Origin of the sequence: Flavobacterium sp. SOK18b (assembly GCF_014156605.1) — a bacterium.
In the GTDB taxonomy this organism is placed as follows: Bacteria; Bacteroidota; Bacteroidia; order Flavobacteriales; family Flavobacteriaceae; genus Flavobacterium; species Flavobacterium tiangeerense.
On the sequence record NZ_QKNZ01000138.1, the window covers coordinates 262 to 18,860 of the forward strand.

Annotated in this window: 14 protein-coding genes and 3 tRNA genes; 10 read left to right on the plus strand and 7 right to left on the minus strand. The window is 32.9% G+C overall.

Annotated elements, in window-relative coordinates:
* The 5 genes from DNC80_RS14975 to DNC80_RS14995 form a co-directional block, all read left to right on the plus strand.
* A partial coding sequence (locus DNC80_RS14975) for a zinc metalloprotease (protein ID WP_255493267.1) occupies positions 1-786 on the plus strand: 786 nt, incomplete at its 5' end.
* A gap of 214 nt (positions 787-1,000) precedes the next feature.
* The gene (locus tag DNC80_RS14980) at positions 1,001-1,948 is read left to right on the plus strand and encodes a zinc metalloprotease (protein WP_182651903.1); all 948 of its coding nucleotides are present in this window, start codon (positions 1,001-1,003) and stop codon (positions 1,946-1,948) included.
* A gap of 75 nt (positions 1,949-2,023) precedes the next feature.
* On the plus strand, positions 2,024-3,115 hold the full coding sequence (locus DNC80_RS14985; RefSeq protein WP_182651904.1) for an AI-2E family transporter: 1,092 nt from the start codon (positions 2,024-2,026) through the stop codon (positions 3,113-3,115).
* Positions 3,116-3,117: 2 nt separating this feature from the next.
* Complete coding sequence (locus DNC80_RS14990; protein ID WP_182651905.1) at positions 3,118-4,296, plus strand: class I SAM-dependent methyltransferase; 1,179 nt, start codon at positions 3,118-3,120, stop codon at positions 4,294-4,296.
* Positions 4,297-4,301: 5 nt separating this feature from the next.
* Entirely contained in the window at positions 4,302-4,868 is a 567-nt protein-coding gene (locus tag DNC80_RS14995) for a hypothetical protein (RefSeq protein ID WP_182651906.1), read from the plus strand.
* Between the two features lie 3 nt (positions 4,869-4,871).
* On the opposite strand, the gene DNC80_RS15000 is transcribed toward DNC80_RS14995, so the two are convergent.
* The 5 genes from DNC80_RS15000 to DNC80_RS15020 form a co-directional block, all read right to left on the minus strand.
* The gene (locus DNC80_RS15000; RefSeq protein WP_182651907.1) at positions 4,872-5,519 is read right to left on the minus strand and encodes a M15 family metallopeptidase; all 648 of its coding nucleotides are present in this window, start codon (positions 5,517-5,519) and stop codon (positions 4,872-4,874) included.
* 133 nt (positions 5,520-5,652) lie between these two features.
* Positions 5,653-6,408 (minus strand): carbonic anhydrase family protein, encoded by a 756-nt coding sequence (locus DNC80_RS15005; RefSeq protein ID WP_182651908.1) that lies wholly within the window; start codon positions 6,406-6,408, stop codon positions 5,653-5,655.
* Positions 6,409-7,116: 708 nt separating this feature from the next.
* A tRNA-Arg gene (locus DNC80_RS15010) sits at positions 7,117-7,190 on the minus strand.
* 23 nt (positions 7,191-7,213) lie between these two features.
* A tRNA-Pro gene (locus DNC80_RS15015) sits at positions 7,214-7,288 on the minus strand.
* A gap of 17 nt (positions 7,289-7,305) precedes the next feature.
* Positions 7,306-7,389 (minus strand) — tRNA-Ser (locus DNC80_RS15020).
* A 227-nt stretch (positions 7,390-7,616) separates the two neighbouring features.
* Here DNC80_RS15020 and DNC80_RS15025 point away from each other — a divergent pair.
* Positions 7,617-8,795: an acetyl-CoA C-acyltransferase gene (locus DNC80_RS15025; protein ID WP_182651913.1), complete on the plus strand. Its 1,179-nt coding sequence runs from the start codon at positions 7,617-7,619 to the stop codon at positions 8,793-8,795.
* 63 nt (positions 8,796-8,858) lie between these two features.
* Positions 8,859-9,620, plus strand: coding sequence for a C40 family peptidase (locus tag DNC80_RS15030; protein WP_182651909.1), 762 nt, complete (start codon positions 8,859-8,861; stop codon positions 9,618-9,620).
* A 48-nt stretch (positions 9,621-9,668) separates the two neighbouring features.
* On the opposite strand, the gene DNC80_RS15035 is transcribed toward DNC80_RS15030, so the two are convergent.
* Positions 9,669-10,937, minus strand: coding sequence for a tetratricopeptide repeat protein (locus DNC80_RS15035; RefSeq protein ID WP_182651910.1), 1,269 nt, complete (start codon positions 10,935-10,937; stop codon positions 9,669-9,671).
* 47 nt (positions 10,938-10,984) lie between these two features.
* Positions 10,985-13,636, minus strand: a complete 2,652-nt coding sequence (gene gyrA / locus DNC80_RS15040) for a DNA gyrase subunit A (RefSeq protein ID WP_182651911.1) — start codon at positions 13,634-13,636, stop codon at positions 10,985-10,987.
* Between the two features lie 257 nt (positions 13,637-13,893).
* On the opposite strand from gyrA, the gene DNC80_RS15045 reads away from it, so the two are divergent.
* The 3 genes from DNC80_RS15045 (at position 13,894) to DNC80_RS15055 (ending at position 18,549) form a co-directional block, all read left to right on the plus strand.
* Positions 13,894-16,440 (plus strand): ATP-dependent Clp protease ATP-binding subunit, encoded by a 2,547-nt coding sequence (locus DNC80_RS15045; RefSeq protein ID WP_182651912.1) that lies wholly within the window; start codon positions 13,894-13,896, stop codon positions 16,438-16,440.
* Between the two features lie 137 nt (positions 16,441-16,577).
* Positions 16,578-17,960: a 30S ribosomal protein S6--L-glutamate ligase gene (gene rimK / locus DNC80_RS15050; RefSeq protein ID WP_144892283.1), complete on the plus strand. Its 1,383-nt coding sequence runs from the start codon at positions 16,578-16,580 to the stop codon at positions 17,958-17,960.
* 79 nt (positions 17,961-18,039) lie between these two features.
* Positions 18,040-18,549: a DUF421 domain-containing protein gene (locus DNC80_RS15055; RefSeq protein WP_144892285.1), complete on the plus strand. Its 510-nt coding sequence runs from the start codon at positions 18,040-18,042 to the stop codon at positions 18,547-18,549.
* Positions 18,550-18,599 lie beyond the last annotated feature (50 nt).

Below are 18,599 nucleotides of genomic sequence, written 5' to 3' on the forward strand. Positions count from 1 at the left end.
AGAATGAACAAAATTGAAGAGTTTACAAAAAATGCCATGACAAAAGGAAGATTAGTTAATGGTAAAATTGAAATTCCTGTTGTAGTGAATGTATTGTATAATTCTGCAGCCGAAAATATTTCATTGGCACAAATTCAATCTCAAATTGATGTATTAAATGCAGATTTTAATGCAACTAATGCAGATTTCAGCAGTACCCCTGCTTTATTTTCTGGAGTTGCAGCTAATGTTGGAATCACTTTCGTTTTAGAAACAGTAAACAGAAAATCTACTTCTAAAACATCTTGGGGAACTAGAGATGCAATGAAAAAAACAAAACAAGGAGGTTTAGATCCTACTTCACCTACAACAAAACTTAACATGTGGGCTTGTACAATTGGTGGTGGAATCTTAGGATATGCTCAATTTCCTGGGGGAGCTTCTACTACTGATGGCGTTGTAATCGATTCTAAATATTTTGGTTTATCTGGTTCAGGTGCTTATCCTTATAACTTAGGAAGAACTGCAACTCACGAAGTTGGTCACTGGATGAACTTACGCCACATTTGGGGTGATGCAACTTGTGGAAGCGATTTAGTTTCTGATACTCCTACTCACAATGATGCTAATTACGGTGTTCCTGCATATCCTCACTACAGTACTTGTACAGGTACTCCGGTAGAAATGACAATGAACTACATGGATTACACAGATGATAGAGGAATGTACATGTTCTCTAATGGTCAAAAATCTAGAATAGCTGCAATTTTTGTTGCAGGTGGAGCAAGAGCAAGTTTCGGAATATAATTTTATTTCAAACTTAATCAAAGAGGCTTCTTAAAAAGTCACCTCTTTTTTATTTAAAAATTTTGACTCTGTTCTAAAATATTAAAATTACCAATTTAAAGTTTTAACTCTAAAAGAATAATTTTAACTTATTAAAAAAAATATTACACCTAAAATATTACTTTAAATTTTATACATTTTTAACCAAAAACTATTAATTAACAACAAATTTATTATGAAAAAGATTATGTTACCTGCTTTAGCATTTATGATGCTTTTTTCTTGTCAAAATGACACTACCGAAACTACAGCGCAAAATACATCTGCATCTCTTAGAAGAGGTTGTGCGTCTCAAGAAGTTCTTGATGCTCAAATGAAAGCAGATCCTACTCTTGCATTAAGAATGAACAAAATTGAAGAATTTACTAAAAACGCCATGCTTAATGGAAGATTAGTTAATGGTAAAGTACAGATTCCTGTTGTTGTAAATGTATTGTACAAAACAACAGCAGAAAACATTTCATTAGCACAAATTCAATCTCAAATTGATGTTTTAAACAAAGATTTTAATGCAACGAATTCTGATTTTAATTCAGTTCCTGCTTTGTTCTCTGGAGTTAAAGCTAATGTTGGAATTTCATTTGTATTGCAAAGTGTAGTTAGAAAAGCTACAACTACTACATCTTTTTCTACAAATGATGCTATGAAAAAAGCATCAACTGGAATTGCCCCTACTACACCTACAACTGTACTAAACATGTGGTCTTGTAATTTAGGTGGTGGAATCTTAGGTTATGCACAGTTTCCAGGTGGAGCATCATCAACTGATGGAGTAGTTATTGATAACAACGCGTTTGGAACTACTGGAACGGTAGCCGCTCCTTTCAACTTGGGAAGAACTGCTACTCACGAGGTAGGTCACTGGATGAACTTACGCCATATTTGGGGTGATGCAACTTGTGGAAGCGATTTAGTTTCTGATACTCCTACTCATAATGATGCTAACTATGGTGTTCCTGCATATCCTCACTACAGTACTTGTACAGGTACTCCAGTAGAAATGACAATGAACTACATGGATTACACAGATGATAGAGGAATGTACATGTTCTCTAATGGTCAAAAATCTAGAATGGCTGCTTTATTTGTTTCTGGTGGATCAAGAGCAAGTTTTGGAATATAATTTCAGCCTTTATTAATATTGAAAACTCGCTACTTGTTAGCGAGTTTTTTTATATTTACAATCTAAATGTAAATTATGATTACCTCAAAAATTATTTCAAACGGTATATTAAGAGCACTTTTTACTGTAATCTGCTGTGGATTACTTCTATTTTTTGTTTACCAAATTCAGTCTATTATAATTTATATCATAATTTCATTGATACTGACGCTTATTGGTAATCCTATTTTAAATTTTTTCAAACATAAACTAAAGTTTAATCATCTTGTTGCTACAATTGTAACTTTGCTTTTTTTTATTGGGATTTTATTTGGTTTGATTATGCTATTTATACCTTTAATCCTTTCTCAAGGCGAGAATCTTTCCTTGCTTAATACTGCACAAATTGAGAAAGACATTATTCAATTAATAGATCAAATTAGTGTTTTTTTAAATGATCACAATATTGATTCGGCAAAACTATTAAAAGATTCAAATATTACTTCTAAACTGAATTTGAATTTTCTACCCAATTTTTTAAATTCAATTTTAAACACAATCAGTAGCTTTGGCGTGGGATTAGGCTCTGTTTTATTTATCACTTTTTTCTTTTTAAAAGACCGACTAATTTTTATACTTAGCGTCAAAAAATTAATACCTTTTAGCCATGAAGAACAAGTTTTAAACTCATTTGATAAAATAAACGGCTTATTATCTAGATATTTTATTGGATTGCTTTTACAGCTTTTTATTGTTTTTATATTGTACGTTATTGTCCTCTTGATCTTTAGAGTCCCAAATGCTGTGGTTATTGCATTTCTTTGTGCAGTACTTAATATTATACCTTATATAGGACCACTTATTGCATCGGTTTTAGCAGCAATATTGACTATGTTAAGTAATTTAGGAAGTAATTTTCAATCTGAAATTTTACCAGTAACCATATATGTTTTAATTGGATTTTGGATCGTACAATTGATAGACAATAACGTATCACAACCCCTTATTTTTTCAAAAAGCGTAAGCTCTCACCCCTTAGAGATTTTCCTAGTCATTCTTATTGCAGGTTTTCTTTTTGGGATTTTAGGAATGGTAATCGCTGTGCCTATTTACACCATTATAAAAGTGATTGGGAAAGAATTTTTTCCAGAAAATAAAGTAATCATGCTACTAACAAAAGATATTTAAAGTTGGAATCAAAATTATTAGATCATGACATACAGTTGTTTATAAACAACAACATTGGCAAAAATATATCACAACTAGCGTTACAAAAAAATCCTTTTGAAAATATTGAATGGATAACAATTTTGAACCAAATTGAAGCAAAAACAAAGGCTAAAGAAAAACTTCCAACTTGGTTTTCTACAGCATTAATTATATATCCTACCAAAATTTCTGTAGAACAAACGTCTTCAGAAAAAACGGCAGCCTACAAAGCATCGCTAATACATGGGTCATCACTAATAGATTTAACAGGTGGTTTTGGGGTTGATGACTATTATTTCTCTAAAAAAATTAAAGATGTAGCTCATTGCGAAATTAATACTGAATTATCTCAAATAGCTAAACACAACTTTAGTCAACTCAATTGCAATTCAATCACATGTTATCCCGGAGATAGTAATGATACACTTAAAAACATAAATAAAGAATGGGACTGGATATACATTGACCCCTCCAGAAGAAACGATGCTAAAGGCAAAGTTTTTATGCTAAAGGATTGTTTACCAAATGTTCCTGAAAACTTAGATTTTTACTTTCAAAAATCCAATTCAATTTTGATAAAAACAGCACCTTTACTGGATATTACCGCTGGACTTTCAGAACTTAAATGCGTAAAAAATATTCATATCATTGCTTTAGAAAATGAGGTAAAAGAACTCCTATGGGAATTGCATAAAGAATACTCTGGAGCTACCACTATAAAATCAGTCAACTTAACAAAAAATGAAATCGAGAAGTTTGATTTTATTTGGAACGATAATAGCCAAATTGCAACTTACAGTGAACCTCAAAAATACCTGTATGAAGCAAATAGTTCCATAATGAAATCTGGAGGGTTTGATGTCATAAGTGCTTTTTATAAAGTGAACAAATTACACAAGCACTCTCATTTATACACATCAACAGAACAAATTCCTTTTCCAGGGAGAACGTTTCACATAAGAAAATCATTTCCATACTCAAAAAACGAAATGAAAATACAACTTGAAAATAAAAAAGCAAACATAACAACACGAAACTTTCCAGATACAGTAGAAAAAATAAGAAAAAAATGGAACATTAAAGATGGTGGTGACACTTATTGTTTTTTTACAATTGATGAAAATAATGACAAAATTGTTTTACTTTGCGACAAAATATAATTGAAATGAAATACCTAACACTACTCTTTTTTGTACTAATTAATACTGCAGTATTCAGCCAAAAACCTTGTGAATTCAGTGAAAATATTACAGATTCTATTGGTTCATATAAAATAACAAAAGAATATATGATTAGTGAGAAAAATTTTGGAACAAATAAAAGTTACATCTTTTTCTCTCTTGCTGTTACAGATGGGTTACCTACCTTAAACGTTCAAACCATTCAAAAAAGCAAAGATTTTATTAGAGCAAATTGTTTCGATAAAAATTCTAGAATTTACTTACAATTAAACAACGGTAAAATTGTAACGCTAATTCATGTTGAACAAGAAAATTGTGGTACTATATTAAGAGATGACAAACAATTTGACAACAGAATTAACTCAGGCATTTTTATGTTTGCCAAAGAAAATTTTGAAGATCTTAAAACTGTGCCAATTACTTTAATGCGAATTAAATACTTAACTGACACTGAAGACCATATAGTAAAAAAAGAATTCATATCAGAACTCAATAACGAAATCTACAATCCAGAAAACTATTTTATCAATTATTTAAAATGTGTAGAATAGCTATTATTCACATTCCCATTTTACATTAGAAACGGGATTTTTCAAGCCCGCTTTCAAATTGTAATGCCACCATTCTGAATCAAATGAATTAAAACCAGCACTAATCATTACTGATTTTAATAGTTTTCGGTTTTGCAATACATCTTTAGGTAAATCCTGATATAAATGGCTTGCTTTCTCGCCAAAAAAATCAAAATCAGTACCCATATCAACTGCTTCGCCTTGAAGCGTTACAAAGGAGATATCTACGGCTCCACCCCTATTGTGAATAGAACCCGTTTTAGGGTTAGCCACATATTTAGGATTAGGAACTATTTCCCACATTTTTTTTTGGATATCCAAAGGTCTGTAGCAGTCGTAAATCTTTATTGTATACCCTTTTTGAGTTAATTTAGTATTGGCCTTAATCAATGCTTTAACCGTTTTTAAACGCAAAAAACACTCTGAGCAATCATACACCTTAGCTTTTAAAAAATTATCATCAGTAGCATACTTCATGTCGTATATAAACGCATCACTATAACTTTTTAAATTCACAAAAGTTGTGTCATTTACTTTGTCATTTTTAGCATTATGTGAAGTAGCTAAAGAGGATTGTGCCACAGTAGAAGTTAAAAAGGAAAATAGTAATAGGGGTAAAAACAATTTCATTATTATGATGTTTATTTTTTTAGTATTAATTTATTAAAATGACCCGAAAAGGGTGTAAAGTTTATGTGGTAAATACTATATAATTAAACTTAAACTTCTATGTTATTAAGGTTAATAAATCGAATATCCGTATTCATTCAACAAACTCTAATTTACCTGTTCGTAACGTATAAAATACACCTACAATTTTAATTTCGCCTTTACTTTCCATCTTTTTCAAAATTTTACTTTTTAACCTAATTTGAGATATTGTATTTTTTATATTGTTTTTAGCTACAAATTTAACAAATGCTTCATTCTTAGAAGACTTTTCTCCTTTAAAATCTTCGCTAATTTGTACAGCAGGTTTAATATTAGTGAGCATTGAGGTTATATTACCTAAATGCACATCATCTATAGCTCCCTTAATAGCTCCACAGTGTTGATGCCCCATAACAACAATCAATTTAGCACCGGCAACTTTACAGGCAAACTCCATACTTCCTAATAAATCCGTATTTACAAAATTTCCAGCTACTCTGCCTACAAATACATCTCCTATACCTTGATTAAAAACATCTTCCACTGGCACTCTACTATCTAAACAACTTAAAACCATTGCTTTTGGATATTGACCATCAGTTGCAGCTTTCCTAATTTCTTCCGAATGTTTACGTTGGGTAATATTCCCTGAATTGAAACGATCGTTTCCAGCAATAAACTCTTTTAAAACCTGCTCTGGTGTAAGTGCATCGCGTTCTGTTTTTGTTAAAACATGATCTATAACTAAATCCCTCTTTTGCAAATCTAGACTTATTTGAGAACTTTCGTTTTTAGAACCTGAATCGCAGCTTTCTATTGTATGCAATAAAATCACAAATGTCGCAGTTTTGATTACTTGTTGTATCATTTTTTGAGTTTTAAAATTTAACGATACAAAATTGAAACTTTTAATTCATAAATTTTTATTTATACTTTATATGATAATTATAAAAATAATTAATACAAATACATTTGTATATAAAGAAACAAACAGTATTTAGCCAAAAGAAAAATAAGGTTTTTAAATATTTTATCCTGATTATTTTCTTTAACAAATTGCACTACTAGCCTAACTCTATAAAATTAGTACAATCAATTAATAAATGACTCTAAAAAAATTGAGTTCTAAAAAAAGGGTGAAAAATATATAACAATAAAATATGTGATTTCGAAAGAGCTTTTAATAATCCATACTTTTATTAAAAAAATAGGAAATTATTGTTGAATATCATGAACTACTAATTACACTCTTTAAATTAAGAAAAAGTTTAAATTCTATTTTCATGTTCGTGATTTGTTCGTGAAAATGTTGTGAAAAGTGGTGTTTAATGGTAGTAAATATAGGGAATAATAATACATGACAAGTATATAAAACAAAAAAACCACGGTAAACAGTGGGTTTTGTGAAGGCAGAAGGATTCGAACCTTCGACCGCCCCGATTAAAAATCGGGATGCTCTATTTCTTTAACTAGTCATTTTGAGATTAAGACTATTTAAATTTTATATTTTTTTAAAATCATCCTAAATGAATTGGATTAAAAACAAAAAACCCACTGAATCCAGTGGGTTTTGAAGTGAAGGCAGAAGGATTCGAACCTTCGACCGCCTGCTTAGAAGGCAGGTGCTCTATCCAGCTGAGCTATGCCTCCATTGCTTATGTAAAAAAATCTAGTCGGGGTGGCAGGATTCGAACCTGCGGCCTCCTGCTCCCAAAGCAGGCGCGATAACCGAGCTACGCTACACCCCGAAAACAAAAACTTAAAGCGGAGGGACAGGGACTCGAACCCTGGCACCGATCACTCGATGACAGTTTAGCAAACTGCTCCATTACCACTCTGGCACCCCTCCAAGCTCAAGAAACGTGTTCTGTTTTGCGGTTGCAAACTTACTACTTCTTTAGACTTCTCACAACTATTTTTGATGTTTTTTTTAATATTTTTTTTAAATTAATCAAAAATACTTAAGAGTCAAATACATAGAAGTTTTAAATTTTATAAAATTATTATATCCTCATCCAAATATAAATTTACTTAAAAAAGATTAAATTTGCTTCATAAACTAACATTATGAAAGACATGAACAAAAGAGTTGTTATCGTTTCTGCCGTAAGAACACCTATCGGAAGTTTTATGGGAGCATTATCTACAGTAACTGCACCAAAATTGGGTGCTGCTGCTATAAAAGGTGCCTTAGACAAAATAAATTTAGACCCAAACTTAATTGACGAAGTATATATGGGTAACGTAGTACAAGCAGGCGTAGGTCAAGCTCCTGCTAGACAAGCGGCTTTGTTTGCAGGATTGCCTACAACGATAGCTTGTACAACTATAAACAAAGTATGCGCCTCAGGAATGAAGGCAGTAATGATGGCTGCTCAAGCTATTCAGTGTGGCGATGCAGAAATTGTAGTAGCAGGTGGTATGGAAAATATGAGTTTGATTCCACATTACATGAACCTAAGAAACGGAACAAAATTTGGTCCATCAACCATGCTTGACGGAATGCAAAAAGATGGCCTTACAGACGCTTATGACAACAGTGCAATGGGAGTTTGCGCTGATTTGTGTGCGAGCGAATATAATTTTTCTCGTGAAGATCAAGATGCGTATGCTATTCAATCCTATGAAAGAAGTGCTACCGCATGGAATACCGGAAAATTTGACAATGAAGTAGTACCTGTTGCTGTACCACAACGCAAAGGAGACCCGATCATGGTAATCAAAGATGAAGAATACACTAATGTAAAACTAGACAAAATACCTTCATTAAGTCCTGTTTTCACTAAAGACGGAACTGTAACAGCTGCTAACGCATCAACTATCAATGACGGTGCTGCTGCGGTAATCATGATGAGTGAAGAAAAAGCACTTGCATTAGGTTTACAACCGTTAGCATACATTAAAGGTTATGCTGATGCTGCGCAAGAACCAAAATGGTTTACTACTAGCCCTGCTAAGGCTTTGCCAAAAGCACTAAACAAAGCTGGAATAGCTCTTGATGCTGTTGAATACTTTGAATTTAACGAAGCCTTCTCTGTAGTAGGATTAGCCAATTCTAAAATACTAGGACTTGACAATACGAAAGTTAACGTAAACGGTGGTGCCGTATCACTAGGACACCCGCTAGGATGTTCTGGAGTGCGTATTATTGTTACTTTATTAAATGTTCTGGAGCAAAATAACGCAAAAATAGGTGCTGCTGCTATTTGCAATGGCGGCGGTGGCGCATCTGCAATTGTAATAGAAAGAATCTAATTCAAAAAAAAAGAGCAAATTATTTGAAATAATTTGCTCTTTTTAACTCTTAAAACAACCTAAATGTTCGGAATTTGTAATCTTGCGGTCATTCCGCTTCGTCATGAGGCAAGTGATAAAAGCGAAATAGTTTCTCAAGTTTTATTTGGAGAACATTTTGAAATTTTAGAAAAAAACAATCAATGGTTTAAAATAAAATTGCAGTACGATAATTACGAGGGCTGGATTGATAGCAAACAAATGCAACTAATCTCTGAAAACAGCTATCAAAATCTTACTGATGACACTATAATATTAAACGCTGATTTACTAGAATACATAACCGGAACAAATAACTTGATGCTTCCGATACCACTTGGTGCCTCATTATCTTTTTTAAATCACTTTGATATTAACAAAGATAATTTTGAATTTGAAGGAACTAAGACTAGTGGTAAAAAAAACAAAGACAACCTTATCAAAACCTCATTCATGTATCTGAATGCTCCTTATTTATGGGGCGGAAAAACACCTTTTGGTATTGATTGTTCGGGTTTTACTCAAATGGTCTATAAACTTAACGGATATCATTTATTACGTGATGCATCACAGCAAGCTACACAAGGTGAAGCTTTAAGTTTTATTGAAGAGAGCGAGCCTGGGGACTTAGCGTTTTTTGATAATGACGAAGGATCTATCATTCACGTAGGAATAATCATGGATGACAATTATATTATTCATGCCAGCGGCAAAGTTCGAATTGATAGGATTGACCATTTAGGTATATTTAATACCGAAACAAATAAACACACACACAAGTTGAGAGTTATCAAAAAGATTATATAAAAAAAGCCTGTCTAAATAGACAGGCTTTTTTTAAACTAAAACATATTATTACATTTTAGCCTTCAATGCTTTAGCTTCTGCAGTCATTTCAAGAGCGTTGTAAACTCCTAATAAAGTTTTAGAAACATCTGTATTTTTAGGATCTAACTCCACTCCTTTTTCTAAGAATGGTATTGCTGAACGGAAAATATCTTCTCTTTTCTTTTTCAATTCATCATAACGTTTTTGTTCTTTTGGTGTTGTACCAAGTTTGTTCATTTCGTCAATGATTTCTTTCTCATTATCCAGTTTCATTGCTGCTAAATTAATATAACCATTAAGATATTTGGGATTAATCTCAATAACTCTCTTGTAATACTTTTCAGCATCCACAAAATTCTTAGCATTTGCACTAATTACACCTAGGTTAAAAATTAAATCCGCATCATTTGGATTTTTTTCTAAAACCTCAGCTATTAATTTTTTGTATGTGTCAAAATCTTTTGTTTCAAGGTACAAGTTAGCCTCAGTCAATAAAAGAGAACCATCTTCAGGATTTGCAACTCTCGCATCAGCAATTGCTTTTTTTGCTTCGTCGATTTTACCTTTTTCAACTAGAATTAAGGCCATATTTTTATAAATTTCACCTCTTTTTGATGGAACAACTTCTGTTCTTGGTTTTTCATGCGTTCCCATTTTTACCATTTTATCTCTTTCTTGAAGAGAAGTAAAATAATCTTCTTGAGAAGTAAGTTTATTTACAGCATAATAACCAGTTCCTTTACCAGAGTAATTTAAAGTTTTTAAGTCACTATACAACTCTAAAGCTTTGTCATAATCTTTTGCATTTACATAAGTTGACGCAGCGTAATACAAGTTAATAGTATCTTTTTTATCTAATTTATAAGCGTCATACAATTTCCTTGCACCATCAGCATGCTTCTCCGCTTTAGAATCAGCTATGGCACTGTTTATAAATTTGTATTTAATATCTGTAATTGAGGTTGCAGCTTGAGTAGTAAATTTTAATTTACCCGAAGCTTTTTCAACTGCAATTAAATCTTGATAAGCAGTAGCTGCTTGTGACAAGTTCTTATCTGTGTCTACACTTTTATTTGCTAGATCTAAAAATGTATTTCCTTTTACAAAATAAAATTGTGCTTTTTCTGCGTCTGGAGCATTTGATATCAACGACTCAGCCTCAGCAAGTAACGTAACTGCCTCCTGACTTTTACCACTTTTTAATGCCTTTTCAGCTGCTTTTATTTGATCTTTTTGAGCAAAAGTAGTTACCGATATCAATAAAGTTGATGCTAGTATTACATATTTACTATTCATAATATTCATTGTTTGTTTAATAATTATTCTTAATTGGGTTTGCATTATTATTCTTCCGATTCGTCTTCATCAGAATCTTCGTTTACATCTTCTTCTTCTTCAACTACCTCGTCGTCATCTTCATCATCCTCAACAACTCCATCATCTTCAAGGACTTCAAGATCAGGTTTTACTCGTTCAATTACCGCTGTTTCAATTACATTACCATCTTCATCAACAACAACTTCATTTACATCATCTTTCATAACTTTAGTAACTGCTGCAATCGAGTCTTTTCCTTTAAGATTTATAAGTCGAACTCCTTGCGTTGCTCTTCCCATTACTCTTAAATCTTCAATAGCCATTCTAATCGTTAAACCAGATTTGTTAATAATCATCAAATCATCAGCATCAGTAACGGCATTGATCGAGATTAATTGACCTGTTTTTTCAGTGATGTTTAATGTTTTAACTCCTTTTCCACCACGATTTGTAATTCTGTATACATCCTCACCATCATCATCAACAAGTTTCGTACGTTTACCATAACCATTTTCGGTTACAACAAGAATTTGAGAATCGTTTATATCATTTTTATCCACAGTAACCATGCCAATTACTTCATCAGTATCGTCTTTTAAAGTAATTCCTCGGACTCCTGAAGCGGTTCTACCCATTGGCCTTGTTTTAGTTTCTTCAAAACGAACCAATTTACCTGATTTAACAGCTAATATAATTTGGCTTTCCCCATTTGTCAATTTAGCTTCAAGTAATTCGTCACCTTCTTTAATAGTAATAGCAGCAACACCATTAACTCTTGGTTTAGAATATTTCTCAAGAGATGTTTTCTTAACCTGACCTTGTTTAGTAACCATAACAAGGTTATGACTATTGATATAATCCTTATCTTTTAGATCTTGAGTACAAATGAACGCTTTTACTTTATCATCGCTTTCTATGTTTACCAAGTTTTGTATTGCTCTTCCTTTTGCTGTTTTACTACCCTCTGGAATTTCATAAACACGCATCCAGAAACACTTCCCTTTTTGAGTAAAGAACATCATATATTGGTGATTTGTAGCAACAAACATGTGTTCTAAGAAATCTTGATCTCTTGTACCGGCACTTTTTTGACCAACTCCACCTCTATTTTGAGTTTTATACTCTGTTAAGTTTGTACGTTTGATATAACCTGCATGAGAAATGGTTATAACTACATTTTCATCAGCAATTAAATCCTCAATACTTACATCACCTCCTGAGTATTCAATGGTAGAACGACGAGCATCGCCGTATTTATCTCTTATTTCTTCAAGTTCCTCTTTGATTAATGCAGTTCTTAAATTTACATCAGCAAGTAAAGCTCTCAAGTGATCAATCAATTTCATGATTTCTTCATATTCCGCTCTTAGCTTATCTTGTTCAAGACCTGTTAATTGTCTCAATCGCATTTCTACGATAGCTCTAGACTGAATATCGGATAGATTAAATCGTTCTATTAATTTAGTTCTTGCTTCTTCAGTATTTTTAGATGCTTTGATTAACGCAATAACCTCGTCAATATTATCAGAGGCTATAATTAATCCTTCTAAAATATGCGCTCTTTCTTCAGCTTTTCTTAAATCAAATTGCGTTCTACGAATAACTACATCATGGCGGTGCTCTACAAAATAGTGAATCATGTCTTTTAGATTCAACATTTGTGGACGTCCTTTTACCAATGCAATATTATTTACACTGAAAGAAGATTGCAGTTGTGTGTACTTATATAAAGTGTTCAAAACTACATTAGGAGTTGCATCTCTCTTTAATATATATACAATTCGCATCCCATTTCGATCCGATTCGTCACGAATATTTGCAATTCCCTCTATTTTTTTATCATTTACCAAGTCAGCAGTACGCTTGATCATGTCTGCTTTATTAACTTGATACGGAATTTCGGTAACAATAATAGATTCTCTACCGTCTACCTCTTCAAAACCTACTTTGGCACGCATAACAATACGACCTCTACCTGTTTTAAAGGCTTCACGAACACCTTCGTAACCATAAATAATACCACCAGTAGGGAAATCTGGTGCCTTAATATGATTCATCAACTCATCAATCTCAATTTCATTATTATCAATAAAAGCAAGTGTACCATTGATAACTTCGGTTAAGTTGTGTGGTGGCATATTAGTAGCCATACCAACAGCAATACCAGTAGCACCGTTTATTAACAAAGTTGGAACACGAGTAGGCATTACTTTTGGCTCATACAAGGTATCATCAAAGTTCAATTGAAAATCAACTGTTTCCTTTTCGATATCAGCCATTATTTCTTCTGAAATTTTACGCATTCTAGCCTCAGTATAACGCATTGCAGCTGGACTATCTCCATCTACAGAACCAAAGTTACCTTGACCATCAATTAATAAGTAACGCATACTCCATTCTTGAGCCATACGTACCATAGCATCATATACAGATGTATCACCGTGTGGGTGATACTTACCTAAAACTTCTCCAACAATTCTTGCGGATTTTTTATGGGCTTTATTTGAAAAAACTCCTAAATCATACATTCCATAAAGAACTCTTCGATGTACAGGCTTTAAACCATCTCTAACATCTGGAAGTGCTCTTGATACAATTACTGACATCGAATAATCGATATAAGCTGATTTCATTTCATCTTCTATGTTAATAGGAATTAACTTTTCTCCTTCAGACATAAGTTGTTATATTAAATAATTATATTAAATTCAAAACGTGCCAATATACGGCTTTCTGAATTTTTTTCACTAGTTTTATAGGAGTTATTTACAAGATTTATTAACAATATCCAGTGTCGAATTAGTTAATAATTTAAGGGGAATTTAACTTTAAAATCATGATAAATTTTGTCACTTAGCTGACATGGGATTGGAATAGGAATGGTTTTTGTTTTTCAATACTTAATTCACTAAATTTACGATATCAAATATATATTATGGATGATAATTTTTCACCAAGAGTAAAAGACGTTATCACCTACAGTAAAGAAGAAGCTTTACGACTAGGTCACGATTTTATAGGCACAGAACACTTAATGCTAGGAATACTAAGAGACGGAAATGGAAAAGCAATCCAGATTTTAAACAGTCTAGATATAGACTTAGACCATTTACGAAGAAAAGTAGAAATACTAAGCCCAGCAATTCCGGGAGTAGACACAAATACTGAAAAGAAAAACTTGCATTTAACGCGACAAGCTGAACGTGCACTAAAAACTACTTTTCTAGAAGCTAAGGTTTTTCAAAGTATATCTATTAGTACAGCGCATCTTTTATTATGCATTCTAAGAAACGAAAACGATCCCACAACGAAGCTATTGAATAAACTTAAAATTGATTACGATATAGCTAAAGAACAGTATTTAAATATGACTCCAAGCGAAGACGATTTTACAGAAAATTTACCCCGAAACGAATCATACAATGACGATTCAGGACAAGATGACAGTTTTAAAGAAGGAACTTTCAACAATCCAGCCAATAAGTCTAACAAGAAGTCAAAGACTCCTGTTTTAGATAATTTTGGTAGAGATTTAACAGAAATGGCCGAAGAAGGAAAACTAGATCCAGTAGTAGGACGCGAAAAAGAGATTGAACGTGTTTCTCAAATTTTGAGCCGTCGTAAAAAAAACAATCCCTTATTAATAGGGGAACCTGGAGTTGGAAAATCAGCAATTGCTGAAGGTTTAGCGTTACGCATCATTCAGAAAAAAGTTTCTAGAACATTGTTCAACAAACGCGTAGTAACACTTGATCTTGCAAGCCTTGTTGCCGGTACCAAATACCGCGGACAATTTGAGGAACGTATGAAAGCGGTTATGAATGAATTAGAAAAAAACGATGATATAATCTTATTCATTGATGAAATTCATACCATTGTAGGAGCAGGTGGAGCTACAGGTTCTCTAGATGCATCAAATATGTTTAAACCTGCTCTAGCTAGAGGAGAAATTCAATGTATTGGTGCTACAACTCTTGACGAATACCGCCAGTATATAGAAAAAGACGGTGCTTTAGAAAGACGTTTTCAAAAAATAATTGTAGAACCAACATCGGTATCTGAAACAATTACAATTTTGAATAACATCAAGAATAAATATGAAGACCACCACAATGTAACTTTCACTCAAGAAGCAATTGAAGCTTGTGTAAAACTTACAGATCGTTACATGTCTGACCGTTTTTTACCAGACAAAGCCATTGATGCTTTAGACGAAGCTGGATCTAGAGTACATATCACAAATATTGAGGTCCCAAAGCAAATTTTAGATCTAGAAAGACAACTTGAAGAAGTTAGAGAACTAAAAAATGTTGTGGTCAAAAAACAAAAATACGAAGAAGCAGCAAAACTTAGAGATGATGAAAAACGCATCGAAAAAGATTTGGCAATAGCCCAAGAACAATGGGAAGAAGATGCTAAAAACAATCGCATAGAAGTTACAGAGGACAATGTGGCCGATGTTGTTTCGATGATGAGTGGTATTCCCGTAAACCGTATTGCTCAAACCGAAAGTAATAAACTGGCTAAATTACCAGAACTTATTGAAGGTAAAGTTATAGGTCAAAAAGAAGCTGTAATGAAGATTGCACGCTCTATTCAAAGAAATCGTGCCGGATTGAAAGATCCAAATAGACCTATTGGTTCCTTTATTTTCTTGGGACAAACTGGAGTTGGAAAAACACAATTAGCAAAAGTAATTGCCAAAGAACTTTTCGACTCAGAAGATGCTTTGATACGCATAGACATGAGTGAGTACATGGAGAAATTTGCAATCTCGCGCTTAGTTGGTGCTCCTCCAGGCTATGTAGGTTATGAAGAAGGTGGTCAGCTTACTGAAAAAGTAAGAAGAAAACCGTATTGTGTTGTACTTTTAGATGAAATTGAAAAAGCACATCCTGATGTTTTCAATATGTTACTTCAAGTCTTAGATGATGGGTATTTGACAGACAGTTTAGGTCGAAAAATTGATTTCAAAAACACTATAATTATCATGACATCAAATGTGGGTGCCAGACAGTTAAAAGATTTTGGACAAGGAGTAGGCTTCGGTACAGCTGCAAAAGTATCACAGGCAGATGATAATTCGAAAAGTATTATTGAAAATGCATTGAAAAAAACGTTTGCTCCTGAATTCCTTAACCGAATTGATGATGTAATTGTCTTTAATGCTTTAGAAAAACATGATATTGATTTGATTATTGAAATTGAATTGAAAAAGTTATTTGCACGCGTTGCAGAATTAGGTTACCAATTAAATCTTTCTGATAAAGCAAAGGCGTTTATTGCTGATAAAGGTTTTGATAAACAATTTGGTGCTCGACCGCTAAAAAGAGCCATTCAAAAATACGTAGAAGACACACTTGCCGAAGAAATCATTACTTCAAAAATAAGCATGGGCGATGAGATCTTTATGGATATTGAAGAAGGTGCTCAAGAATTAACAGTAAAAGTTCATAAAGCAGGCGAAGCTTCAAACTTATAAACTCATATAGATTCGTATGCTTAAACCCGTTACGTTTTCATAACATAACGGGTTTATTGTTTACAAAAAAACATCCTTAATTTTAAAAACAAATATATACATTTGGACTTTAAATTAAGGTTAATCAAAAAATAGGTATGTCAGATAATAAAGTAATTTTAGGTAGTGAGGAATGGTGTTCTTTTCCAGAACTAGGAATTCCTACCATAAAAGCACGCGTAGATTCGGGAGCAAAAACATCAGCTTTACACGCTATAAATATTGCTCCGTTCATAAAAAATGAAAGTAATTGGGTAAAATTTGACATTAATCCCATACAAAACAATCAAATGACGGTGATTCACTGTGAAGCACCTTTGATTGATAAACGTATTGTGAAAAGTTCTAGCGGATTTAGAGAACAACGCTATGTGATTCAAACTAATTTACAAATAGGAAGTTCACAATGGCCAATTGAGATGACATTGACAAATCGAGATTCAATGGGCTTTAGAATGCTTCTAGGACGTGAAGCAATGAGTGGACGTGTACTTGTTGATCCTGAAGAAAAATATCTTTTAGGTCAACCGACAACAGATACTTTAAAAGAGCTCTATAAAAACTCTGAAAAAGCAACATCAGGATTGCGAATAGGTCTTTTAGCCAGTAATCCCGAATTGTACAGCAATAAAAGAATCATGGAAGCAGGTGAAATGCGTGGTCATGAAATGCATTTTTTAAATATCAAGGAATGCTATATGAAACTGGATGCAAAAACCCCAGAAATTCATTATCGAGGAGGAAAAATTCTAAACCAATTTGATGCTATTATCCCAAGAATTAGACCTAGTATTACCTTTTATGGCTGTGCATTAACAAGACAATTTGAAGCTTTAAAAGTGTATTGCTTGAACTCTTCAAACGCAATTACACAGTCAAGAGATAAATTGTACTCTTTACAATTACTATTGAATCATGGAGTTGAAATTCCTACAACTGGTTTTGCAAACTCTCCACTTGACACTGACGATTTAATTAAGATGGTAGGTGGATCTCCACTAATTGTAAAGTTACTTGAAGGCACACAAGGTAAAGGAGTTGTTCTAGCTGAGACAAAAAAAGCTGCCGAAAGCGTAATTAATGCTTTTAAGAGTTTAAATGTAAATATTTTAGTACAGGAATTTATAAAAGAAGCTAATGGAAAAGATATTCGTTGCTTTGTAATAGACGGAAAAGTTGTTGCTGCCATTCAGCGAGAAGCAATGCCTGGAGAATTTAGAGCAAATATTCATTTAGGTGGAACTGCATCCGTAATTAAAGTTACAGCAGAGGAAAAACGAATAGCTATTAAGGCAACAAAAGCAATGGATCTAAAAGTAGCAGGTGTTGACATAATACGTTCTTCTAAAGGTCCGTTACTATTAGAAGTTAACTCATCACCAGGACTTGAAGGAATAGAAGGTGCAACTAACAAGGATATTGCGGGAGAAATGATTAAAGCTATAGAGAAACACTTTCATCAAAAAGCAGATTTGAAATAACCAATTTTTAAATAGACTTTAGCAACAGATAGAAAGATGCCAGAGTCGAACGAACCTCTTAAATAAATATACAGTACAAATGAACGAATATCTAATTATAATTGTTCGAAGTAGTGCTGTATATTTTTTTATGGTAATTGCGCTGCGCCTTTTTGGCAAAAAAGAATTATCCCAATTGAATACTGCTGATGTTATTCTAATCTTACTCATTAGCAACTCCGTTCAAAATGCAATGGTAGGAAACAATACTAGTCTATGGGGAGGCCTAGCAGCAGCATCAGTCCTTTTTATCATTAATTTTATTTTAAAAAAACTGATGTTCAGATTTCCGAAATTTAGTGATTTCATGCAAGAAAAGCCAGAAATCTTAATTCATAATGGCCATTTAGACTTTAAAACTCTAAGTAAATTGAACATCACTTCAGACGAATTAAAAGAATCAATGCGGGAACATGGTATAGAACATTTTAATGAAGTAAAACTGGCCATGTTAGAGATTGATGGTAACATTAGTATTATTTCGGGTAATATTCAATTAAAACAGACCTATCACAAACGAAAATATAATCATAAAAATCTAAACGGATAAAAAGAAGTCTAATTACTGTTTGAATTATAAACTTTTAATCACATTAAAGA